Source organism: Mesorhizobium sp. RCC_202 (assembly GCF_041355295.1).
Classification (GTDB): domain Bacteria; phylum Pseudomonadota; class Alphaproteobacteria; order Rhizobiales; family Rhizobiaceae; genus Mesorhizobium.
The window spans coordinates 19,856-41,125 of the sequence record NZ_JBFUPO010000001.1 but is presented as its reverse complement, the minus strand read 5'-3'; the positions used below and the strand labels follow the sequence as shown (position 1 = coordinate 41,125).

Annotated in this window: 20 protein-coding genes; 16 read left to right on the top strand and 4 right to left on the bottom strand. The window is 62.7% G+C overall.

Annotation, left to right across the window (positions count from 1 at the left end):
* Window positions 1–380: 380 nt before the first annotated feature.
* The 9 genes from AB6802_RS00195 (at window position 381) to AB6802_RS00155 (ending at window position 10,404) form a co-directional block, all read left to right on the top strand.
* Window positions 381–845 (top strand): MerR family DNA-binding transcriptional regulator, encoded by a 465-nt coding sequence (locus AB6802_RS00195; protein ID WP_371008754.1) that lies wholly within the window; start codon window positions 381–383, stop codon window positions 843–845.
* 236 nt (window positions 846–1,081) lie between these two features.
* Window positions 1,082–2,878 (top strand): acyl-CoA dehydrogenase, encoded by a 1,797-nt coding sequence (locus AB6802_RS00190; RefSeq protein ID WP_371007978.1) that lies wholly within the window; start codon window positions 1,082–1,084, stop codon window positions 2,876–2,878.
* A 49-nt stretch (window positions 2,879–2,927) separates the two neighbouring features.
* Window positions 2,928–4,100 carry an acyl-CoA dehydrogenase family protein gene (locus AB6802_RS00185; RefSeq protein ID WP_371007977.1) on the top strand — a complete coding sequence of 391 codons (1,173 nt, stop codon included), beginning with the start codon at window positions 2,928–2,930 and terminating at the stop codon, window positions 4,098–4,100.
* Window positions 4,101–4,132: 32 nt separating this feature from the next.
* The gene (locus tag AB6802_RS00180) at window positions 4,133–5,341 is read left to right on the top strand and encodes an acetyl-CoA C-acetyltransferase (protein WP_371007976.1); all 1,209 of its coding nucleotides are present in this window, start codon (window positions 4,133–4,135) and stop codon (window positions 5,339–5,341) included.
* Window positions 5,342–5,363: 22 nt separating this feature from the next.
* On the top strand, window positions 5,364–7,583 hold the full coding sequence (locus AB6802_RS00175) for a 3-hydroxyacyl-CoA dehydrogenase NAD-binding domain-containing protein (protein ID WP_371007975.1): 2,220 nt from the start codon (window positions 5,364–5,366) through the stop codon (window positions 7,581–7,583).
* Window positions 7,584–7,593: 10 nt separating this feature from the next.
* The gene (locus AB6802_RS00170) at window positions 7,594–8,136 is read left to right on the top strand and encodes a thioesterase family protein (protein WP_371007974.1); all 543 of its coding nucleotides are present in this window, start codon (window positions 7,594–7,596) and stop codon (window positions 8,134–8,136) included.
* A 289-nt stretch (window positions 8,137–8,425) separates the two neighbouring features.
* The gene (locus tag AB6802_RS00165; RefSeq protein WP_371007973.1) at window positions 8,426–8,728 is read left to right on the top strand and encodes a hypothetical protein; all 303 of its coding nucleotides are present in this window, start codon (window positions 8,426–8,428) and stop codon (window positions 8,726–8,728) included.
* Window positions 8,729–8,852: 124 nt separating this feature from the next.
* Window positions 8,853–9,494 (top strand): helix-turn-helix transcriptional regulator, encoded by a 642-nt coding sequence (locus AB6802_RS00160; RefSeq protein WP_371007972.1) that lies wholly within the window; start codon window positions 8,853–8,855, stop codon window positions 9,492–9,494.
* Between the two features lie 10 nt (window positions 9,495–9,504).
* The gene (locus AB6802_RS00155) at window positions 9,505–10,404 is read left to right on the top strand and encodes a thermonuclease family protein (protein WP_371007971.1); all 900 of its coding nucleotides are present in this window, start codon (window positions 9,505–9,507) and stop codon (window positions 10,402–10,404) included.
* On the opposite strand, the gene AB6802_RS00150 is transcribed toward AB6802_RS00155, so the two are convergent.
* The gene (locus AB6802_RS00150; RefSeq protein WP_371007970.1) at window positions 10,367–12,016 is read right to left on the bottom strand and encodes a lysine--tRNA ligase; all 1,650 of its coding nucleotides are present in this window, start codon (window positions 12,014–12,016) and stop codon (window positions 10,367–10,369) included. The genes AB6802_RS00155 and AB6802_RS00150 overlap by 38 nt on opposite strands.
* Window positions 12,017–12,228: 212 nt before the next feature.
* Here AB6802_RS00150 and AB6802_RS00145 point away from each other — a divergent pair, with 212 nt between their 5' ends.
* A complete protein-coding gene (locus AB6802_RS00145) occupies window positions 12,229–12,642 on the top strand; it encodes a tellurite resistance TerB family protein (RefSeq protein WP_371007969.1) in 414 nt (137 codons plus the stop codon).
* A gap of 51 nt (window positions 12,643–12,693) precedes the next feature.
* On the opposite strand, the gene AB6802_RS00140 is transcribed toward AB6802_RS00145, so the two are convergent.
* On the bottom strand, window positions 12,694–13,518 hold the full coding sequence (locus AB6802_RS00140) for a transporter substrate-binding domain-containing protein (protein ID WP_371007968.1): 825 nt from the start codon (window positions 13,516–13,518) through the stop codon (window positions 12,694–12,696).
* A gap of 274 nt (window positions 13,519–13,792) precedes the next feature.
* On the opposite strand from AB6802_RS00140, the gene AB6802_RS00135 reads away from it, so the two are divergent.
* The 3 genes from AB6802_RS00135 (at window position 13,793) to AB6802_RS00125 (ending at window position 16,025) form a co-directional block, all read left to right on the top strand.
* Window positions 13,793–14,524, top strand: a complete 732-nt coding sequence (locus tag AB6802_RS00135) for a LuxR family transcriptional regulator (protein WP_371007967.1) — start codon at window positions 13,793–13,795, stop codon at window positions 14,522–14,524.
* 98 nt (window positions 14,525–14,622) lie between these two features.
* On the top strand, window positions 14,623–15,261 hold the full coding sequence (locus AB6802_RS00130) for an acyl-homoserine-lactone synthase (RefSeq protein WP_371007965.1): 639 nt from the start codon (window positions 14,623–14,625) through the stop codon (window positions 15,259–15,261).
* Window positions 15,262–15,275: 14 nt separating this feature from the next.
* Window positions 15,276–16,025, top strand: coding sequence for an enoyl-CoA hydratase-related protein (locus tag AB6802_RS00125; protein WP_371007964.1), 750 nt, complete (start codon window positions 15,276–15,278; stop codon window positions 16,023–16,025).
* Window positions 16,026–16,081: 56 nt separating this feature from the next.
* Here the strand turns inward: AB6802_RS00125 and ppk2 are convergent, their stop codons facing one another.
* On the bottom strand, window positions 16,082–16,987 hold the full coding sequence (gene ppk2, locus AB6802_RS00120; RefSeq protein ID WP_371007963.1) for a polyphosphate kinase 2: 906 nt from the start codon (window positions 16,985–16,987) through the stop codon (window positions 16,082–16,084).
* Between the two features lie 198 nt (window positions 16,988–17,185).
* Between ppk2 and AB6802_RS00115 the strand changes: the two genes are divergently transcribed.
* From AB6802_RS00115 to AB6802_RS00105, 3 genes are all read left to right on the top strand, one after another.
* Window positions 17,186–18,442 carry an ATP-binding protein gene (locus AB6802_RS00115; protein ID WP_371007962.1) on the top strand — a complete coding sequence of 419 codons (1,257 nt, stop codon included), beginning with the start codon at window positions 17,186–17,188 and terminating at the stop codon, window positions 18,440–18,442.
* A 210-nt stretch (window positions 18,443–18,652) separates the two neighbouring features.
* On the top strand, window positions 18,653–19,378 hold the full coding sequence (gene phoU / locus AB6802_RS00110) for a phosphate signaling complex protein PhoU (protein ID WP_371007961.1): 726 nt from the start codon (window positions 18,653–18,655) through the stop codon (window positions 19,376–19,378).
* Window positions 19,379–19,516: 138 nt separating this feature from the next.
* On the top strand, window positions 19,517–20,527 hold the full coding sequence (locus AB6802_RS00105) for a magnesium and cobalt transport protein CorA (RefSeq protein ID WP_371007960.1): 1,011 nt from the start codon (window positions 19,517–19,519) through the stop codon (window positions 20,525–20,527).
* Between the two features lie 137 nt (window positions 20,528–20,664).
* Here AB6802_RS00105 and AB6802_RS00100 read toward each other — a convergent pair whose 3' ends face one another.
* A complete protein-coding gene (locus AB6802_RS00100) occupies window positions 20,665–21,189 on the bottom strand; it encodes a GcrA family cell cycle regulator (RefSeq protein WP_371007959.1) in 525 nt (174 codons plus the stop codon).
* Between the last annotated feature and the right edge of the window lie 81 nt (window positions 21,190–21,270).

The window sequence follows — 21,270 nt, the reverse complement described above, 5'->3', positions numbered from 1 at the left end:
GCGGTTTTGCCGCGGAGGAAGACGAGCTTCCCGGGTTCTCACCCGCGCTTCGAAAAACCGTGAAAAAATTCGCTACAGGATAACCACGGGTGACCGACATGCGCACAATTCGCCTAACGTGGTAAACAACGCGTTAACCAAGCTTAAGAAGTCGCGCATAATCGTAAGCCGCCTGTCCTTGGTGCGGCATAAAGGTTCGTTTCGACAACGCCCTTGCGTCACCCTGCGGCTCTCGATATAGGATTGACGTAAACGTAAAAGGTGCAAAGCGTGCCTCTTGCGATTGACTTGTTGCAACCACGATTGGAAGCACGCCCCCGCTTCCATTCCGGCGACGCTTGGTCCGCGACCGCGACGCCATCAGGGGAAAGCTAGTGACCATGAAACTTGTTTCGCCCGGCGAGGCCGTGGCCAATACCAATAACGTACCGCTCGAGACCGGCGAAGACCTCGCCCGTATCGGCGAGATGGCCAAGAAATATGGTGTGACCCTTCGCACGCTTCGGTTCTATGAGGACAAGGGTTTGCTCAATCCGCAGCGCGACGGTTCGACCCGTCTCTACACGCGCCGCGACAAGGCCCGGCTGAAGCTGATCCTGCTTGGCCGCAAGGTCGGCTTCTCGCTGCGCGACGTCAAGCAGATGATGGATCTCTATGATCCGAGTGGCTCCAACACCAAGCAATTGCGGCTGGCGCTCGACAAGTCGGAAAAGCAGCTCGCCCGCCTGCAGAAGCAGCGCGCGCTGATCGACGACGCCATCAACGAGCTCTCCGGCTCGATGACGGCGGTGCGCCAGATGCTCACCGAGCGCGCCGCGCCGTCGCAGGCAAGCGTAGCCGGCTGATCGCGGCCGACGTCAACTGCGCTTGATACAGAAATCAAGAGCCGCGCGGCTGTAGCCGTGCGGCTTTTTTGTTGCGACTATCGCGCCGCTCGCCAAATTTTTTCTGACTGCGACCTTGTTGACGTTTACGCAAACGTCAATATTTGTTATCGGAGCATCGACATTGGTCTGGCCTCTCGTCCGCAACGTGGACGCGAACTTGCCGGCTGGCCAGTACTGCAAGGGTGGAGGAAGGCATGACGATCTACAGGGCGCCGGTTCAGGACACGCTTTTCGTCCTCAACGATGTGCTGGGCTACCAGCGCTATGCCAATCTTCCGGGCTTCTCGGACGCCACGCCGGACGTGCTCGAGGCGATCCTCGCCGAAGGCGCAAAACTTGCCGAGAACGTCATGCATCCGCTGAACCGCGTCGGCGACTTGGAAGGCTGCGTGCGCCACGACGACGGCTCGGTCACCACGCCCAAGGGTTTCAAGGACGCCTACGACCAGTACCGCGAGGGTGGCTGGATGGGGCTGGCGGCGCCAGCCGAATTCGGCGGCCAGGGCTTGCCTTACGCGGTCCACACCGCGGTTTCCGAATATATGATCTCCGCCAACATGGCGTTGATGATGTATCCCGGCCTGACCCAAGGCGCGATCGCGGCCATCGTCACCCACGGCACGGACGAGCAGAAGACCACCTGGCTGCCCCGGCTGATCGAGGGCAGCTGGACCGGCACCATGAACCTGACCGAGCCGCACTGCGGCACGGACCTCGGTCTCCTGCGCAGCAAGGCCGTGCCCAATGGCGACGGCACCTACAGGATTTCGGGCCAGAAGATATTCATCTCCGCCGGCGAGCACGACATGTCGGACAACATCGTCCATCTGGTGCTGGCCCGCGCCGAGGGCGCGCCGGAAGGCGTCAAGGGCATTTCCCTGTTCATCGTGCCGAAGTTCAAGCTCGATGCCGCCGGCAATCCGGGCGAGCGCAACACGCTCTCCTGCGGCTCCATCGAGGAGAAGATGGGCATCCACGGCAACTCGACCTGCGTCATGAATTATGACGAGGCCGAGGGCACGCTGCTCGGCGAGCTGAATGGCGGCCTCAAGGCCATGTTCACGATGATGAACGAGGCCCGCCTCGGCGTCGGCCTGCAGGGCCTTTCGGTCTCAGAGATCGCTTACCAGAACGCCGTTTCCTACGCCAAGGATCGGCTCCAGGGCCGCTCGCTGTCGGGCGCCAAGGCGCCGGAGAAGAAAGCCGACCCGATCATCGTCCATCCCGACATCCGCCGTTCGCTGATGACCATGAAGGCCTTCAACGAGGCTGGCCGCGCGTTGGCGCTGTGGACGGCGATCAAGTCCGACGTCGCGCATCGTTCCGGGGACGACAAGGATCGCCAGACCGCCGACGACTACACCGGCCTGATGACGCCGGTGGTCAAGGGCGTGCTCACCGACAAGGGTTTCGACCACGCGGTGATGGCGCAGCAGGTGTTTGGCGGCCATGGCTATATCGAAGAGCACGGCATGAGCCAGTTCGTGCGCGATGCCCGCATCGCCATGATCTATGAAGGCGCCAACGGCATCCAGGCGCTCGACCTCGTCGGCCGCAAGCTCGGCCTCAATGGCGGCCGCGCCGTGCAGGCCTTCTTCAAGGAGGTCGGCGAGTTCTGCGAGGAAAACCGCGCCGACGAGAAGCTGGCGCCGTTCACCAAGGCGCTGAAGAAAGGTCTCAACGATCTGCAGGCGGCGACGATGTGGCTGCTGCAGAACGGCATGGCCAAGCCCGATAATGCCGGTGCCGCCTCGACCGACTACATGCATCTCTTCGGCCTGGTCGCGCTCGGCTACATGTGGGCGCAGATGGCGCGATCCGCCCAGGCAAAGCTCACGGAAGGCGCCAACGGCGCGTCCGCTTTCTACGACAACAAGTTGGTGACGGCGCGCTTCTTCATGGAGCGGATCATGCCGGAGACGACGAGTCGTCTCGCCCGCATCTCCAGTGGCGCGGACGCGCTGATGGCACTGCCGGCGGAAGCGTTCTAAGCTTCGCCGAAGGCCGACTTCGTCGGCACACAACACGTGGAGGATAAACGTGGCGACCAACCCGGCCGACATTCTTGGCCTTCCCAAACCCGCCTGGGCGGCGGATGAGGTCGGCATGCTCTACGACATGGCGACCCGCTTCATGTCGGAAGAGATCGCGCCGCGCTACGACGAGTTCGAGAAGAACGAGATGGTCGACCGCGAAAGCTGGCTGAAGGCTGGCGCTGCCGGCCTGCTCTGCGCCTCGATGCCGGAGAAATACGGCGGCTCCGGCGGGACCTTCGCGCATGAGAGCGCTATCATCGAGGCGATCGGCCATGTCGGCGTCGACGGCTTCGGCATCGGCCTGCACAATGCGATCGTTGCTCCATACATCCTTCATTATGGCTCCGAGGAGCAGAAACAGAAGTGGCTGCCGAAGCTCGCCTCGGGCGAACTGATCGGCGCCATCGCCATGACCGAGCCCGGCGCCGGTTCCGACCTGCAAGGCGTCAAGACCCGCGCCGAGAAGGACGGCAACCACTACAAGATCAACGGCTCCAAGACCTTCATCACCAACGGTCAGCTCGCCAACCTGATTATTGTCGTCACCAAGACCGATCCCGAGCAGGGCGCCAAGGGCACCTCGCTGATCGTCGTCGAGACCGACCAGGTCGAAGGTTTTCAGCGCGGCCGCAACCTCGACAAGATAGGGCTCAAGGCCAACGACACCTCCGAGTTGTTCTTCAACGATGTCCGCGTGCCGACCGCCAATTTGCTCGGCCACGAGGAAGGCAAGGGTTTTGTCCAGTTGATGCAGCAACTGCCGCAAGAGCGGCTGCAGATCGGCACCGGCGCCATCGCCATGATCGAGCGCGCGCTGGCGCTGACCATCGAATACGTCAAGGAACGCAAGGCCTTCGGCAAGGCGGTCATCGATTTCCAGAACACCCAGTTCAAACTCGCTGAACTGAAGACTGAAGCGACCGTCGGCCGTGTCTTCTACAATGACTGCGTCGCCCGCCACATCGCTGGCGGCCTCGATCCGGTCACCGCCTCCATGGCCAAATACTGGCTGTCCGACCTGCAGGGCAAAGTCGTGGACGAATGCCTTCAATTGCACGGCGGCTATGGCTACATGAATGAATACCCGATCGCCCGCATGTACCGCGACGCCCGCGTCCAGCGCATCTACGGCGGCACCAACGAGATCATGAAATTGCTGATCGGGCGCTCTCTCTGAGCGACACGATCGGCAAAGCCAAGGAGCACGAAATGACTGAGGCTTACGTCTATGACGCCGTGCGCACGCCGCGTGGCAAGGGCAAGAAGGATGGCTCGCTGCATGAGGTACCGGCGGTGCGGCTTGCCGCCCGCACGCTGGAAGCGCTGCGCGACCGCAACGGCCTCGACACCGGTAATGTCGACGACATCATCTTCGGCTGCGTCGACCCGGTCGGCGAGGCGGGCTCGGTCATTCCGCGCGCCGCCGCCTTCGAAGCCGGTTACGACAACAAAGCTCCGGGTATGCAGATTTCGCGCTTCTGCGCTTCCGGTCTCGACGCCATCAATTTCGGCGCCGCCAAGATCGCGCAGGGCGCCGATGAGATCGTCATTGCCGGCGGTGTCGAATCCATGTCGCGTGTCGGCATGGGCGCCTCGGGCGGCGCCTGGTTCATGGATCCGTCCGTCGGCCTGCCTGGCTGGTTCGTGCCGCAGGGCATCTCGGCCGACCTGATCGCCACCAAATACGGTTTTTCCCGCGACGACGTCGACGCCTATGCGGTCGAGAGCCAGAAGCGCGCTGCAAAATCCTGGGCGGATGGCCTTTTCAAGAATTCGGTCATCCCGATCAAGGACCAGAACGGTCTCACCATCCTCGACCATGACGAGCACATGCGGCCTTCGACCGATATGCAGTCGCTCGCCTCGCTCAATCCGTCCTTCGTCATGCCGGGCGAAATGGGGGGGTTCGACGCGGTAGCCGTGCAGAAGCATCCGGAAGTCGAGGAGGTCAATCACGTCCACCATGCCGGCAATTCGTCGGGCATCGTCGATGGCGCCGCCGCCGTGCTGCTCGGTTCCAAGAAGGCAGGCAAGGCGATGGGTATCAAGCCCCGCGCCCGTATCCGCGCCTTCGCCAACATCGGCTCCGAGCCGGTGCTGATGCTGACCGGCCCGGTCGACGTCACCGAGAAGCTGTTGAAGCGCGCCAAGATGAAGCTGTCGGACATCGACCTGTTCGAGCTCAACGAGGCTTTCGCTTCGGTCGTGCTGCGCTACATGCAGGCTTTCGACATCCCGCATGACAAGATCAACGTCAATGGCGGCGCGATCGCCATGGGCCACCCGCTCGGCGCCACCGGCGCCATGATCCTGGGCACGGTGTTGGACGAACTCGAGCGCCGCGACCTGAACACGGCGCTGGTCACGCTCTGCATCGGCGCCGGCATGGGCACCGCCACGATCATCGAACGCGTCTGATTTCGGCCGGAAGGAGACAGATATGACTTATACCAACTTCACGGTCGACACCGACGCCGATGGCATCGCGCTGGTCACCTGGAACATGCCCGAACGCTCGATGAACGTCTTCACCGAAGAGGTGATGAACGAGCTCGACCGGATTATCGACCAGGTTGTGGCCGACGCCGGCATCAAGGGCGCGGTCATCACTTCGGGCAAGGACAGCTTCTCCGGCGGTGCCGATCTCACCATGCTGCAGAAGATGCTTGCCGTGTTCGTCGGGGAGAAGGCCAAGGATCCAGAGAAAGCGGCAAAGCTTCTGTTCGACAATGCCGGTCGCATGGGCGCCCTGTGGCGCAAGCTCGAAACGTCGGGCAAGCCCTGGGTGTCGGCGATCAACGGCACCTGCATGGGCGGCGCCTTCGAACTGTCGCTCGCCTGTCACGGCCGCGTCGCCGCGGACTCCGACAAGGTCAAGATGGCCCTGCCGGAAGTCAAGGTCGGCATCTTCCCCGGCGCCGGCGGCACCCAGCGCGTGCCGCGCCTGACCGACCAGCAGCAGGCGTTGCAGATGCTGACCAGCGGCCAGAACCTGTCGCCGCAGAAGGCGAAGGCCATGGGCCTGATCCATGAGATCGCCGAGCCGAAGAAACTGATCGAGACCGCTAAGGCGATGATCAAAAACGGCCTCAAGGCAGTCCAGCCTTGGGACGAGAAGGGCTTCAAGCTGCCTGGTGGCCAGATCTATTCGCCCGCCGGCTTCAATCTGTGGCCGCCGGCCATCGCCATCCTGCGCCGCGAGACCTATGGCAATTACCCCGCCGCCGCCGCGATCCTGAAATGCGTCTATGAGGGCCTGCTGGTGCCGTTCGACACCGGTCTCAGGATCGAGCAGCGCTATTTCACCGAGGTCATGCAGTCCAAGGAAGCGGCGGCGATGATCCGCTCGCTGTTCGTGTCGCTGCAGGAACTCAACAAAGGCGCCCGCCGTCCAGCCGGCGTGCCGGACACCAAGTTCAAGAAGATCGGCATCCTCGGCGCCGGCTTCATGGGCGCCGGCATCGCCTATGTCACGGCGAAAGCCGGGATTCCGGTCGTTCTGCTCGATCGGGATCTGGAGTCAGCGCAGAAAGGCAAGGCGCATTCCGACAGCCTTGTCTCGGATCAGGTCAAGAAGGGTCGCGCCAAGCCTGAAGACAAGGACAAGCTTCTGTCGCTGATCACGCCGACGGCCGATTATGCCGACCTTGCCGGCTGTGACCTCGTCGTCGAGGCGGTGTTCGAGGATTCAGCCGTCAAGAAGGAAGCCACCGAGAAGGCCGAAGCGGTGCTGAAGTCTGCGGCGATCTTCGCTTCCAACACCTCGACGATCCCGATCACAGGGCTGGCGAAGAATTCGTCGCGTCCGAAGAATTTCATCGGCATCCATTTCTTCTCGCCTGTCGACAAGATGATGGTGGTCGAGATCATCCTCGGCAAGAAGACCGGCGACAAGGCTTTGGCTGTCGCCTTCGACTTCGTACGCGCCATCAAGAAGACGCCGATCGTCGTCAACGACACGCGGGGCTTCTACGTCAACCGCTGCGTGCTGCGCTACATGTCGGAAGCCTACAAGATGCTGATCGAAGGCGTTCCGGCGCCGATGATCGAGAACGCCGCCAAGGCTGCCGGCATGCCGGTCGGGCCGCTGGCGCTGACCGACGAGACGGCGGTCGACCTTGCCCAGAAGATCATGAAGCAGACCATCCGGGATCTCGGCGAGAAGGCCGTCGATGCCAAGCAGATGGCGCTGATCAACACCATGGTCGACACCCATGGCCGCTTCGGCCGCAAGAACGGCAAGGGCTTCTACGATTATCCGGCCAAGCCCGCGAAGAAGAAGCTGTGGCCGGGCTTGAAGGATCTCTATCCGCAGCTCGCGCCCGAGAAGGTCGACTATGAGGAGCTGAAAGAGCGCCTGCTGGTCACCATCGCGCTGGAAGCGGTGCGCGTCATGGAAGAGGGCATCGTCACCGATCCGCGCGAGGCCGATGTCGGCTCGATCCTCGCCTTCGGCTTCGCGCCGTTCACCGGCGGCGCGCTCTCCTACATCGACGGCATCGGCGCCAAGCGTTTCGTCAAGATCGCCAAGGGTCTGCAGAAGAAGTACGGCGCCGAGTTCAAGGCGCCCAAGCTTCTGCTCGACATGGCCGAGAAGGGCGAGAGCTTCTACCAGCGCTTCGATCCGCATCAGAAGGGTGAGGTCAGGGAAGCCGCCTGACGAAACCGAAATGTATGTCTGGGGGCGCATGGCGCGCACGATGGCCACGGCATCCAGCCGTGGCCCTTATTGGGTGGGCGACGAAAGCCGGCTGGCCTTCCGCTGCCTGCCGATCGACATCGACTTCAACCTGCATCTCAACAATGCGCGCTACATGATGCTGGCCGATCTCGGCCGCATCGACATCTTCCTGCGCATCGGGCTCATTGCGCTGGCGCGCAAGAAGGGCTGGGCGCCGATGATCGGCGGGCTGCAGGTCGCCTATGTACGTGAAATAAGGCTGTGGCGGCGCTTCGAGGTGGCGTCGTCGATCGAGACCTGGGAAGGCACCTCGGTCATCGGCAGGCACCGCTTCGTCCTAGACAATGGCGAGACGGCAGCACTTATCATGACCACGGGCGGCGTCTATGACCGTGGCAGCCGCCGCTTCCTCGACATCGACGAGGTCGTGACAGCGCTTGGCCACGCCGCCAGGCCGCGCCCGCCGACAGAGACCGAGCGGACATTCATGCTCTCGCACAGGAATCTGCGCGAACAGGCCAAGGCGGCCTGACGAGGCCGGCTGCTTCAGTCTTCAGTGCTCGGCCCGGAAGGTCTCGCCGAGATTGACCGCGTCGCCGAAATAGTGGCGGAACACGTAAAACAGCGGATTCCATTGCGCGACCCGGCAGGGCGATCCCAAGCCTAAGCACGGTAACGTTTCGGCCCCGGTCGAACGATGCGTTGCGCAGGGGGGCGTCCACAGACCGACGTGACCAGGCAGGCGCGCCGCCGCCGGCTTTTTTGCAAAAGGTCGAGGTGATACATTAGACATCGCTAACGAAAACTAGGGAGCGAATATCATGCGTATGATGCTGAAAGTCACCGTTCCGACCGTGGAAGGCAACAAGGCGCTCAAGGACGGCAGCATGGGGAAATTCATCGAACACAGCCTGTCCGAGTTGAAGCCGGAGGCGGCGTATTTCACCGCCGAGAAGGGTCAGCGGACGGCCTATTTGTTCGTCGACGTGAAAGACAGTTCCGAGATGCCTTATTTTGGCGAGCGGTTCTTCCTGGCTTTCAATGCCGCCGTCGATTTCGTGCCTGTGATGAATGCAGAGGAACTCAAGCGGGGCCTGCCGAAGGCTCTGGCCGGAATCGGATAAGCCGACACCGGGAAGCGACAGCCATAAGCTTTCTTTCACGATCCGCCGGCTTCGACGGTGGACATCGAGGCGGCTGCGCGCTAGACAGGAGAGGTATTTTTTCCTGTTCTAAAGGAGCGCGGCATTGCTCTCACACGACCGCGTCTGGGCCGCGATCGATGCCCTTGCCGAGCGCTATTCGCTGTCGGCTTCCGGCCTTGCCCGGCGCGCGGGCCTCGATTCGACCGCCTTCAACAAGTCGAAGCGCCTGTCGTCCGACGGCCGCCCGCGCTGGCCTTCAACGGAATCGCTGGCCAAGATCATCGAGGCCACCGGCGCCTCCCTGGAAGAATTCACCGGCCTTGTTGAGGGGCGCGCCGGCTCTTTCCTCGCTCAGCCGCGCAGCGCCGTGCCGCTGCTCGGCTTCGCCCAGGCTGGCGCGGGCGGCTTCTTCGACGATGCCGGCTACCCGGCGGGGCAGGGTTGGGACCTGGTCGAGCTGCCGGCGCGGGCAACCGAGACGTCCTATGCGCTGCAGGTGCAGGGCGATTCCATGCTGCCGCTCTATCGCAACGGTGACGTGTTGATCGTCGAGCCGGGCGCCCCGACCCGCAAGGGCGACCGCGTCGTCGTCAAGACAACCGCCGGCGAGGTCATGGCCAAGGTTCTGGACCGCCAGACGGTGAAATCGATCGTGCTGGTGTCGCTCAATCCGACCCATCCGGACCGCGATATACCGACGCGCGAGATCGAATGGGTGGCGCGCATCGTCTGGGCAAGCCAGTAGGTCCGGTCTGGTGCGGCTTCTTCAGATCATCCTGGCGGTCCTGGCAATTCCGGTCATGGCGGCGCTTGTCGTCGCCGGCGGACGCACGCTGAAAGGCCATGAAAGCGCCATCACCGTCGATCAGATCGATCCGGTTGCCGACACGCCCTCCGTGCCCGGCAGCAGCGATCCGTCGCCCGCTGCCGGCGCCGATACGCCGACGCAGGAGCCGGCGACATCGGCCATTGCCGCGCCTGCCAATTCCGAGCCGCCCAAGCCGGTCATCCATTCGAGAGCGATCGATCCCGAGATCGTCGCGCCACCCGCTCTTCCGGATGAGGAACTCCAACGCGTCGAGCCGCGTGCCCCGCTGAGCGACCTGGCGCTGGCCGGTCCGCCAAAGCCACCCAAATGGAAGAAGCCGGGCGACTGGAACGGCACCAAGCTGTTCCAGCCCGTCGCCACCGCCGCCGGATTGATCGAGGCGAAGGGCTACGCCGTCGCCATCGCCGGCGTCGACGTTGTCAAGGCCGAAGAGACCTGCAGCGACGAGGGCAAGAGCTGGGCATGCGGGGTTCGTGCCAGGACGGCGTTTCGCGCTTTGCTGCGCGGCCGGGCTGTCGCCTGCACGGTGCCGCCGGAGGGTGGACGCGACACCATTTCCGCCGAATGCCATATTGGCAACCTGGACATCGGTCAGTGGCTGATCGAAAACGGCTGGGCGCGCGCCGCGCGGGGCGGCCCTTATGTCGAGGCCGAGAACAAGGCACGCACGGCAAAGAAGGGCATTTTCGGGCCGGCGCCGAACCTCGGCGGCTTGCCGGCGGTGCCAGCCGTATCGGAACCGGCGCCGGTCGCGCCGGATTCTATCCTGCCCGCGGCAGACGGCGCCGTTACGCCGCCAGCTGACCAGCCAGCGCCCGCTCAATGAGCGCGCGCGTCTCGGCGATGCCGTAGAGTGCCGCGAAGGAGCCGAAGCGCGGTCCGCGTTCCTGGCCGATCAGCACCTGGTAGATCATCTGGAAGAAGGCGACCGACACGCCGGGTCCGCCTTCCGGACTCTGCTTGGAATGGTCCTGGTAGCGCTCGATCCGGCGCGCGACATTGAGCGCTGCGTTCTGGATCGCTTCGCCGTCGGCGCCTTGCGGCAGTGCCCCAAGCGCGTCCGACAGCCTAGCCAGCGCCTCGCGCTCCACCTCGTCGGCGGCGCGGAAAACCTTGGTCGGCTTCACGAAGTCGTCGAAATAACGGATGGCGTAGCCGGTCAGCCGGTCGAGTTCGGGGTGCGTCTTCGGCGTCACGCCCGGCGCATGCCGCGAGATGAAGCCCCACAGCACCGCCTTGTCATGCGCGTTGGATGCGCTCACCAGATTGAGCAGCAGCGCGAACGGCACCGGCAGGTCGATGGGCGGCGGATTGCCGTCATGCATGTGCCAGACCGGATTGCCGAGACGCTCCTTCCACTCCTGCCGGGGATAGGCGCCGAGGAAAGAGTAATACTCGTCCACCGCCTTCGGGATGACGTCGAAATAGAGCTTCTTCGCCTGCCGCGGCCGCTGGTACATATAGAGCCCGAGACTCTCAGTCGGCGCATAGGTCAGCCATTCGTCGATGGTCAGGCCATTGCCCTTCGATTTCGAGATCTTCTGGCCTTCCTCGTCGAGGAACAGCTCGTAGACGAAATGCTCCGGCGCGCGGCCGCCGAGGATGTTGCAGATGCGGTCGTAGATCCCGGCATTGGTCTGGTGGTCCTTGCCGAACATCTCGAAATCGACCCCGAGCGCTGCCCAGCGCATGCCGAAATCCGGCTTCCACTGCAGCTTCACATGACCGCCGGTCACCGGCAGGGTGGTTTCGGTGCCCTCATCGTCGAAGGTCACGGTGCCGGCCTTGGCATCGACATTTATCATCGGCACGTAGAGCACACGGCCGCTCTTCGGCGAGATCGGCAGGAACGGGCTATAGGTCGCCTGACGCTCCGGTCCGAGCGTCGGCAGCATCACCGCCATGATCTCGTCATAACGCGCGGCGGCCCGCAGCAGCACTTCGTCGAAGCGGCCGGACTTGTAGTACTGGGTCGCGCTGGCGAACTCGTAGTCGAAGCCGAACGTGTCGAGGAAGCGGCACAGCATCGCGTTGTTGTGGTCGGCGAAGCTCGTATAGTCGCCGCCGAACGGATTGGGCACCGCCGTAAGCGGCATATGCAGATAGGGTTCGAGCGCTGCGCGATCGGGCACGTTTTCCGGGATCTTGCGCATGCCGTCCATGTCGTCGGAGAAGCACAAAAGCTTGGTCTTGACCTTGTCTTCGGTCAGCACGCGGAAGGCGTGCCGCACCATGGTCGTGCGCGCCACCTCGCCAAAGGTGCCGATATGCGGCAAACCGGACGGGCCGTAGCCGGTCTCGAACAGGACGGTCTCGGGGAAGTCTTTGCCTTTGTAGCGCGCGACGATCTTCTTGGCTTCCTCGAACGGCCAGGCCTTGCTCTCGGCAGCCGCGGCAAGCATCTCGGGATTGAGATCGATGATGTTTGATCCCGTCATGTAAATATCTTCCAGGTCAGGCGCCGTCGTCACGGCGATATGTTTTCAACCGGTCTCTAGGCGTGACAAGCCGGAGCGTCAACGATTTGCGGCGCTTTTCCTTGCGGCGCCACAATCGCGTCCCTACGTTCGAGCGCTGTTATCCTGTGCATGTCGCCCGAAAGTGCCTGCCGGTTTTGGGATTGCGACATGCACGCTTCTAGGAGTTTTGAATGCCTTTGCTGACCCCGCACGAAGCCCTGATCCATCTGATGGTGATCACGTCGGCTTCCGACCGCGACATGACCGATGTCGAGCTGGCGCGGATCGGCGACGTCGTCCGCTCATGGCCGGTGTTCATCGATTTCAACCAGGACCGCCTGGTTGCGGTGGCGCAGGCCTGCCAGAAGGCGCTGCACGGCAAGGACGGACTGGAAGGCGTTCTCGCCGGCGTCGCCGAGGCGCTGCCGGAGCGGCTGCGCGACACGGCCTATGCCGCTGCCTTCGAAGTCGCCGCCGTCGATCTGGAAATGCGCATGGAGGAGGTGAGGGTGCTGCAGCTCATCCGCCTCAAGCTCGATCTCGACACGCTGACCGTCGCGGCGATCGCCCGTGCGGCCAAAGCGCGGCTGCGCACGCTCACCTAAAAGCAATTCCAGGAAAAGTGTGCAGCGGTTTTCCGTACGCAATTGCGCAGGCTAGAAAAAGCTGACCGGGAAATAGCGCAGGTAGAACTCGGCGAATGTGCCCTTGATCGAGATTTCCTGCAGCGCGTAGTCGAAGGCCGCCGCCAGCGCCGTGTCGCCTTTGCGGGTAGCGATCGCCATGCCGGAGCCGAGATATTCCGGCGCCAGATAGGGGCCGCCGGCAAAGCGGCAGCAGCCGGCGGCATCCGAGCCCCCCAGCCAGAAAGCAAAGCGCATGCCGTCGCCGAAGGCAGCATCGATCTTGCCCGCCTTGAGGTCGGCATAGAGGTCTTCCGGCTTGTCGAAGGTTACGACCTGGACGGTGCTGAAATAGTCACGCAGCATCTTTTCATGCGCCGAGCCGGTGACGACGCCGACGCGCTTGCTGCGCAGCTTGTCGAGGATCGGCTCGGCCAAGGCCTTGGCCTTTGGCATGATGAAACGGGCGGGGAACTGCAGGTAGGAGCGCGAGAAGGCATATTTCTCGCGGCTTTCCGGCGTCGCGGCGATGCCCGCGATGATCGCCTCGCCCTCGCCCTTCTGCAGCGCATCGTCCAGTTCATTCCAGGGCAGCGCCTGGATCTGGCATTTGTCGACGATGTCGAGTTCGGCGCAGATCGCGCGCGCGAGATCGATATGGAAACCCGACAGCCGGCCCGAACCGTCAAGGAAATTGAAGGGCGGGAAATCGGTGGTGGTGAGGAATCTCAATCGCGGCAGCGCGGAGAGGTCGGGCTTGGGCAGCCGCTCCTTGGCGTCCCACAGCACCGGCACCTGCGGCTCCGCGGCCTGACTCGGGCCGGCAAACGGCAGCATGCCGGCCAGAAACGACAGCATAGTCAGAACTATCCACCGGAATGTCACCCAAGGCTCCGCGCGTTTCTGCTGCACGGCTTTTCGTATGAAAATGGCGCAGGCACAACGGTTTTTGATTTCAAGTGGGCGAATTAGGCGTATGCTTTAGAGCGTTTGCAGGTGATTTCGCGTGCGCCGGAAGGGGGAAGCTACCGGCGTACAAGCAGCTTGCAATCCGGGGTTGATGGCGAAGGGCGGTTCGAGCATCTACCATCGGTCACGAGAAAGATAGAAGCAACATGGGGTAGATGTTGCGATGGGCATGTTCGACAGAACTCTGGAATATATCGACCAGTTGCAGCACGCCGGCACCGCAGCCGCGGTATGCGAGCGGCTGCTAGGTATTACCTCCAATTTCGGCCTGACAGCGCTGATGGCGGGTACCGTGCCGCAGCCGGGCACGCCGCGCGGTCAGCAGAAGGACCACGTGCTGCTCTGCGATTGGCCCGGCGAGTGGCTGGAGCGCTACGTGGCGCGCAACTATGTCGACCACGATCCGGTCGTCAGCCACATGAAGCAGCTGCAAGCTCCGTTCCAATGGCGGGACGCCTCTCGCAGCATCGCCGTCGACAAGGGCAGCGACGAAGTGATGGGCGATGCGCGCGAGTTCAAGCTGCGCGACGGCCTTGCCTTTCCGCTGGTCACGCTCGACGGTCAGATCGTCATGGTCTCGCTGGGTGGCGAAGCCGTGGAATTGTCGGGCGAAGAATTCGGAATGGTGTCGCTGGCGTCGACCTATGCGATCGGCCGCGCCATGCAATTGCATACGAAGCCGACCAAGGTCATCGATCACATAGAGTTGACGGCTCGCGAGCGCGAATGCCTGAAGTGGGCCGCCGTCGGCAAGTCCGAATGGGAGATTTCTCAGATACTCGGTATCTCGGAACATACATCCGAGAAACACCTTCTTAACGCCAAGAGCAAACTCGGCGCCGCCAACCGGGTGCAGGCAGTCGCAGAGGCGATTAGGCGCGGCTATATTAGCTAGGTCGGCCGTGCCGGCCTGGAAATTCTTGCCTGCGCGTTCGCGCAATATTCTAAGGGACATCACGGCCGTATCTTCCTCTTATGCCTAGGAGACGGCTGATGCTTTTTGCCCTTACCACACAGGAATTGATGGAACGTCCCGACCTCTGGGAGGCCGTCCATCGGCTACGCTACAAGATCTTCGTCGAGGAGATGGGATGGACCGATCTCGATCGCCCGGACCATTTCGAGATCGATCAGTTCGACCATGACGAGGCCGAACACCACCTCGTCATCCGCAATGGCGAACTTGCTGGCTACCAGCGCATGCTGCCGACGACACGGCCGCATCTTCTGACGGACGTTTTGCAGGATCTCTGCGAGGGCGCGTCGCCCCGCGGACCGAATGTCTGGGAACTGACCCGCTATGCAGTGGCCCAGGGCTTTCGCGACGGCAAACGCGGCGTCTCGACGGTCGGCACGGAGCTGATCGCCGGTTTCGTCGAATGGGGCCTCAAGCGCGGCGTCAACCAGGTGATCATCGAGTTCGAGCCGATGTGGGTCCTGCGGGCGCTGCAGTTGCACTTTCTGGCGAAGCCCCTCGGCTACCAGCGTACCTACGGCAACCAGCAGGTCGTGGCGACGCTGCTGACCTTCACCGAGCATACGCTCGATGTCGTGCGTCAGCGTCGCAACCACCACCTGCCGGTGTTGAACCGGGGTTATCCCGGCCAGCTCGGCCTGAAGCAGGCCTCGTAGGTTTGGAGACGGTCATGAGCTTTCATCCCGAACCAGACCTGCGCGGCCATACGCTGGTCGTCACGGTGTCCTCGCATGACGGCCGTCCGGTGCTGGACAGGCACGCCTATGCGAGCCTCGCCAAAACCCTGCACGACGCGGCCGCCAATGACGAAGTCCGCGTCGTCATGCTGCGTGGCCTTGCCGGCTGCTTCTGCCTTGGCGGCGACTTCTCGGAGTTCCTCGACGCCACCAAGCACCAGCAACTGATCGCCGCCGTCACCGACATGTTCCGCATGTTGGCGACCTTTCCCAAGCCGGTGCTTGCCTGTGTCGACGGCGACGCCGTCGGCGTCGGCTGCACTATTCTGTTCCACTGCGACATGGTGATCGCTTCGAAGGGCAGCACCTTCAGGGTGCCCTTCGTCGATTTCGGCCTCGTGCCGGACGCGGCGACCTCGATCCTGGCGCCCCAGAAGCTCGGCTATGCCGGCGCCTTCCGCTTCTTCTGCCTGGGCGACACACTCGGCGTCGAAGACGCCAGGGCGCTCGGACTGGTGGGCGAGATCGTAACGGAAGGCAGTGCGGAGGAGGCAACCATGGCGAGAGCAAGACAGCTCGCCAAGAAGCCGGTCGCCGCATTGCTGCAGACGCGTAGCCTGCTCAAGGGCGATACGGACGTGCTGTGCGACCGCATCGACCATGAGATCACGCTGTTCCAGCAGGCGCTTCAGGACGACGTCACCTTGAAGCGTCTGCAGCGTATCGCCCGCATGGCGGCCTGAGCGCCAGGCATGAAAGTCTCAGCGCCGCGTAACCGAAAGGTCCGCGGCGCTGTAATCTAATCTTTCAGGAACGACGGTCCTTCGCCGATGATCTTCTTATCCGGCTTGCCGATGATATCGCCGTCGCGGCCGTCATAAGGCAGCGATGACAGAATGTGTTGCAGAACGGCAAGCCGAGAACGGCGCTTGTCGTTGGCGCGCACGATGATCCAGGGCGCAAACTCCTTATGCGTGCGCTCGAACATCGTGTCGCGCACCTTAGTGTAGTCGTCCCACTTGCTGACGCCGGCGATATCGATCGGTGAGAATTTCCAGTTCTTCAGCGGCGACCAGCGGCGGTCGTGGAACCGCTCGAGCTGTGTCTCGCGTCCGATGTTGAGCCAGAATTTGAAGAAATGGATGCCCTCGTTCGAGATCATGCGCTCGAAATGCGGGGTCTCGTCGAGGAATTTCTCGTGCTGCTCCGGGGTGCAGAAGCCCATGACCGGTTCGACGCCGGCGCGGTTGTACCAGGAGCGGTCGAAGGTGACGAACTCGCCCGACGTCGGGAAGTGATCGACATAGCGCTGGTAATACCATTGCCCCGTCTCGGTCGCCGTCGGCTTGGTCAGCGCCACGTTGCGCGCCGTGCGCGGGTTCATATATTGCCGCAGCACGAAGATCGTGCCGCCTTTGCCGGCGGCGTCGCGGCCTTCGAACAAGGCCATCACCCGCTTGCCGGTCTTTTGCAGCCAGGCCTGCGCCTTGACCAGCTCGATCTGCAGCTGTTCGAGCTCCTTCTCGTAGTCCTCGCCCTTCATTTTCTTGTCATAAGGATAGTCGCCGGCGGTGAGCTTGTTGTCCTCGATCCAGTCCGGCAGCACCGGATTGTCGATGTCGAACTCGCGTTCCTTGCCACCGATCTTGATCTTGATCGGCCCTGTGGCCGGCACCGCTTGCGCCGTTTCCTTGGCTTTTTTCATCCAGACGAACCTTTCCAGTTTGCGGACTCGTGCTATGGAGCCTCTACGGCGCCTGCCCCCTTTGGGGCGCAAAATCGCTGTAGAACTTTGATTTTGCGCATGAACCTTTGCGAAAATCGATCCTGATTTTCAGGGGCCCATGCGCAAGGCCGGTCCAGCGAGAAGTTGGCCGGATCGCAAGCGGGGTAACGCAGGCCTATGGCGGAGACAAGCGCGGGGCACAACGGGGAACAAGCCTTGGCGGCGCGATTGTGGCGCGGCCGCTGGCTGCTTGCCGTTGCCGTCGTTGCGGTCGTCGTCGTCTATGGTTTCGCCGGCACGTCCATCTATGTGCCGCTGCTGGCCATGGTCGCGCTGATCGCCGCGGCGATGCTGCCGCTCGCCGACGAGCGTCAGTCGGCCAATGAGGCAGCCGCGATCGAGGCCATCGGACTGCAGCGGCTTTCCGGCGAATACCTGGCGGCCGCGGTCGCCGACCCGCTGATCATCTTCGACCATTCCGCCACCATCGTTCATGCCAATGCCGCCGCCTTCGCCGCCTTTGGCGGGCTGGCGCCGGGCATGTCGCTGTCGCTCAAGTTCCGCGCGCCGGAGATGCAGGCATTGCTGGACGGCATCCTTGCGGGAGAGATCGCGTCCGACGTCGTCGACTACACCGAAAAGCTGCCTGTGGAGCGGACTTACCGGGTCAGCGCCTCCACGGTTGGCCACGCCACCGGCCTCTATGTGCTTGTCTTCAAGGATCAGAGCGAGACGCGCCGCATCGATCGCATGCGGGCCGACTTCATCGCCAATGCCAGCCATGAGCTGCGCACGCCGCTTGCTTCGATCGCTGGCTTCATCGAGACGTTGCGCGGTCCGGCCCGCAATGACGCGACCGCGCGCGATCAATTCCTGCAGATCATGCAGAACCAGACCGGCCGCATGGCACGCCTGATCGACGACCTGCTTTCGCTGTCGCGGCTGGAGATGAAGCCCTATCTGAAGCCGGGCACCGAGGTCGATCTTCGCCAGACCATCGACAGTGTCATCGACTCGCTCGCGCCGCTGGCCAGCGAGAACGGTGTCGTCATCGAACGCGATTTCGCCGCCGGACCGCTGGTCGTTCCCGGCGATCGCGACGAGCTCTTCCAGGTCTTCGAAAACCTTCTTGAGAACGCCTGCAAATATGGCCAGTCAGGCGGACACGTCACCGTATCGATTGCCGACGGCGAGGACGGCCAGGGCGTCGACGTCTCCATAAGGGACTATGGCCCGGGCATTGCCGAAGAGCATATTCCGCGCATCACCGAGCGCTTTTATCGCGTCGATGTCGAATCGAGCCGCACCCAGAAAGGCACCGGACTTGGCCTTTCGATCGTCAAGCATATATTGACACGACATAACGCAAGGTTGTCGATCAAGTCGGAAGTTGGCAAGGGCGCGGCGTTCACGGTTCATTTGCCGGCTCGCTGATCGGCTACAGGTTGCCAACCGGTATTTTCTTCTTTCTGTCATGCGGTTCGCGTATCAGCGACGGATTGAGGAAACGAACTGGAGCAATTCCAGGAAAAGTGTGACACGGTTTTCCGTTCGGAATTGCGTCAAAAACAAAAGATAGAGCGGATCGCCGTTTCCGCGAAACGGTGAACCGCTCTAGCCGGCACAAACCGGGAAGGCATATAGATGCAGTCCGTCCATATCGTCAGTGCCTATGATGAAGAGTTGAAATTTCTGTCGAAGCGCATCGCGGCGATGGGCGGCCATGCCGAACGCATGGTCGAGCAGGCGGTAACGGCGCTGGTGAATGCCGACCATGGCCTCGCGCAGAAGGTCATCCAGGACGATCTCGTCCTCGACGAAGGACAGCGCGAGATCGACGACAAGGCGATCATCATCATCGCCAAGCGCCAGCCGATGGCGACGGATCTGCGCGAAATCGTCGGCGCAATCCGCATCTCGGCCGACATCGAACGCGTCGGCGACCTCGGCAAGAACGTCGCCAAGCGCGTGGCCTCGGTCGACGGCCGCCAGCCGACCAGCCTTTTCCGCGGTCTTGAGGCCCTCGCCAATCTGGCGCTGACGCAGCTCAAGGAAGTGCTCGACGTCTACGCCTCGCGCTCGGTCGAGCGGATCGGCTTCGTGCGCGACCGCGATGACCAGATCGACGCCATGTACACCTCGCTGTTTCGCGAGCTCCTGACCTATATGATGGAAGACCCCCGCAACATCGCGCCCTGCACGCATCTCTTGTTCTGCGCCAAGAACATCGAGCGCATCGGCGATCACGCGACCAATATCGCCGAAACCATCTACTACATCGTCACCGGCGACCAGATGCCGGTCGACCGGCCCAAAAGCGACAAGACCGACAAGGTCGTGGTTTCGGCGGCGGCAGTCCCGGCCAATTGAACGCCTGCCTCTCGAACGATTGTCTAATTTAGGCTAAGCTCCCCGGCAGAACAGGGAGATAGGGCGGGTTTGCCGTTCCTGGAACGGTGAAACGCTCCAGGCGCGGCGATCCGCCAGGCGCTAGCGCGGGAGGTTGCGATGGAACAAGTTCGGAACCTGACCCCGGCCCCGCAGTCGACGTCCGGGATCATTGCCTCAAGCGTCTATACCGGCGGCAAGCGCGTTGCCGACATCGCGATCGAGGACGCGGGCGAATGGGCGCGAAAGCCGGGCCACGTCGTCTGGATCGGTTTGCTCGAGCCGGACCGCAACCTCCTTCTCAGGGTCCAGGCGCAATTTCACCTGCATGACCTGGCGATCGAGGATGCCGAGCATCCGCATGCCCGCCCGAAGATCGAGCAATACGGCGACGCCCTGTTCATCGTCGCGCGCACCGCGCAGCTTATCGAGGGCCGCGTCACCTTCGGCGAAACGCATCTGTTCGTCGGCACCGGCTATATCGTCTCGGTCAGGCACGGTCCGTCGACCTCATACGCCGCCGTGCGCCAGCACTGGGAAAGCTGCCCGCACTCGCTGGCCAAGGGTGAGGATTTCGTCCTCTACGCCATCCTGGATTTCATCGTCGACAACTACATGCCGGTGCTGGAGCAGATCGAGGACGAGGTCGAGGCGATCGAGGACAAGGTCCTGCTGAAACCGATGACCGGCCCGGATATCGAGCGGCTCTACATGTTGCGCCGCGATCTTCTAAGGCTGCGCAACGCGGCCTTGCCCCTGGTCGAGGTCTGCCGCCGGCTGACCAGCGCCGAGCTGCTGCAAATCCATGCCGCCATGCATCCGCTGTTCCGCGACGTGACCGATCACATCCGCACCGTGCAGGAGAAGATCGACAGCCTGCGCGAGGTGCTGGCTTTCGCTTTCGAAGCCAGCCTGCTGGTCGGCCAGAGCCAGGAGACGGCGATCTCCAAGAAGCTCGCATCCTGGGCGGCAATCCTGGCGGTGCCAACAGCCTTCGCAGGCATCTACGGCATGAACTTCACCGACATGCCGGAACTGAAGATGCAATATGGCTACCCGATGGTCCTGAGCACCATCGCGCTGATCTGCGCCTTCTTGTACTGGCGCTTCAAGAAGAATGGGTGGCTGTAAGTGAGTCGGTAGAAATTAGTGAGTGGTGAAACCGCGCTCTGCGCCGCATTTACTACTCACTACTCACTACTCACTACTCACTACTCACTACTCACTACTCACTACTCACTACTCACTACTCACTACTCACTACCCACTCAGCGATTGCGCCTGCGATCCCCCGCCGGCTGGAACGCCACGCGGGAGTGGTACTTGCAGTAGGGGCCGGTTTCGGCTGACTCATTGCCGCAGAAGCTGAAATCCTCCGACAGCGGATCGCCGTTCGGCCATTTGCAGGTGCGCTCGCTCAGTTCGACGAGCTGCAGATTCCGCGAAATCGGCACGACGACGTTCTCGACCGGGCGGATGTAATGGCGCGCCACGGGCTCGGCGTCGAATTGTATCTGCAGCGCCGTTGCGCCGACGGAAGCGGTCACATGGCCATGGCGCGAGGTGCTGGCCGCGCGGGCTACCGATTTCTGCATCGAGGCGCCCTGCACCGTCTTCTTCTGCCGCGCCGGGGCGGCTGTCGCGCGACCGCGGCCCGACAGCTTCAGGCGATGGACCTTGCCGATGACGGCATTGCGGCTCACTCCGCCCAGCTGAGCGGCAATCTGGCTGGCGCTCAGACCTTCCGACCACAATTTCCTGAGAAGTTCGACCCGCTCGTCAGTCCAGTTCATGAGACCGCGCTCCTGTGAGGCGTACGGCAGTCAGAATCCTTTCCCGCCCCGGCTCTCGCCGGGCAAACGACACCACATGTA

Bases quoted from the DNA above. Each gene is read 5' to 3' on its own strand.
- AB6802_RS00195 (WP_371008754.1), top strand. From the start codon at position 381: ATGAAACTTGTTTCGCCCGGCGAGGCCGTGGCCAATACCAATAACGTA.
- AB6802_RS00190 (WP_371007978.1), top strand. From the start codon at position 1,082: ATGACGATCTACAGGGCGCCGGTTCAGGACACGCTTTTCGTCCTCAAC.
- AB6802_RS00180 (WP_371007976.1), top strand. From the start codon at position 4,133: ATGACTGAGGCTTACGTCTATGACGCCGTGCGCACGCCGCGTGGCAAG.
- AB6802_RS00175 (WP_371007975.1), top strand. From the start codon at position 5,364: ATGACTTATACCAACTTCACGGTCGACACCGACGCCGATGGCATCGCG.
- AB6802_RS00170 (WP_371007974.1), top strand. From the start codon at position 7,594: ATGTATGTCTGGGGGCGCATGGCGCGCACGATGGCCACGGCATCCAGC.
- AB6802_RS00165 (WP_371007973.1), top strand. From the start codon at position 8,426: ATGCGTATGATGCTGAAAGTCACCGTTCCGACCGTGGAAGGCAACAAG.
- AB6802_RS00150 (WP_371007970.1), bottom strand. From the start codon at position 12,016: ATGACGGGATCAAACATCATCGATCTCAATCCCGAGATGCTTGCCGCG.
- AB6802_RS00145 (WP_371007969.1), top strand. From the start codon at position 12,229: ATGCCTTTGCTGACCCCGCACGAAGCCCTGATCCATCTGATGGTGATC.
- AB6802_RS00140 (WP_371007968.1), bottom strand. From the start codon at position 13,518: ATGCTGTCGTTTCTGGCCGGCATGCTGCCGTTTGCCGGCCCGAGTCAG.
- AB6802_RS00135 (WP_371007967.1), top strand. From the start codon at position 13,793: ATGGGCATGTTCGACAGAACTCTGGAATATATCGACCAGTTGCAGCAC.
- AB6802_RS00130 (WP_371007965.1), top strand. From the start codon at position 14,623: ATGCTTTTTGCCCTTACCACACAGGAATTGATGGAACGTCCCGACCTC.
- AB6802_RS00125 (WP_371007964.1), top strand. From the start codon at position 15,276: ATGAGCTTTCATCCCGAACCAGACCTGCGCGGCCATACGCTGGTCGTC.
- ppk2 (WP_371007963.1), bottom strand. From the start codon at position 16,987: ATGAAAAAAGCCAAGGAAACGGCGCAAGCGGTGCCGGCCACAGGGCCG.
- AB6802_RS00115 (WP_371007962.1), top strand. From the start codon at position 17,186: ATGGCGGAGACAAGCGCGGGGCACAACGGGGAACAAGCCTTGGCGGCG.
- phoU (WP_371007961.1), top strand. From the start codon at position 18,653: ATGCAGTCCGTCCATATCGTCAGTGCCTATGATGAAGAGTTGAAATTT.
- AB6802_RS00105 (WP_371007960.1), top strand. From the start codon at position 19,517: ATGGAACAAGTTCGGAACCTGACCCCGGCCCCGCAGTCGACGTCCGGG.
- AB6802_RS00100 (WP_371007959.1), bottom strand. From the start codon at position 21,189: ATGAACTGGACTGACGAGCGGGTCGAACTTCTCAGGAAATTGTGGTCG.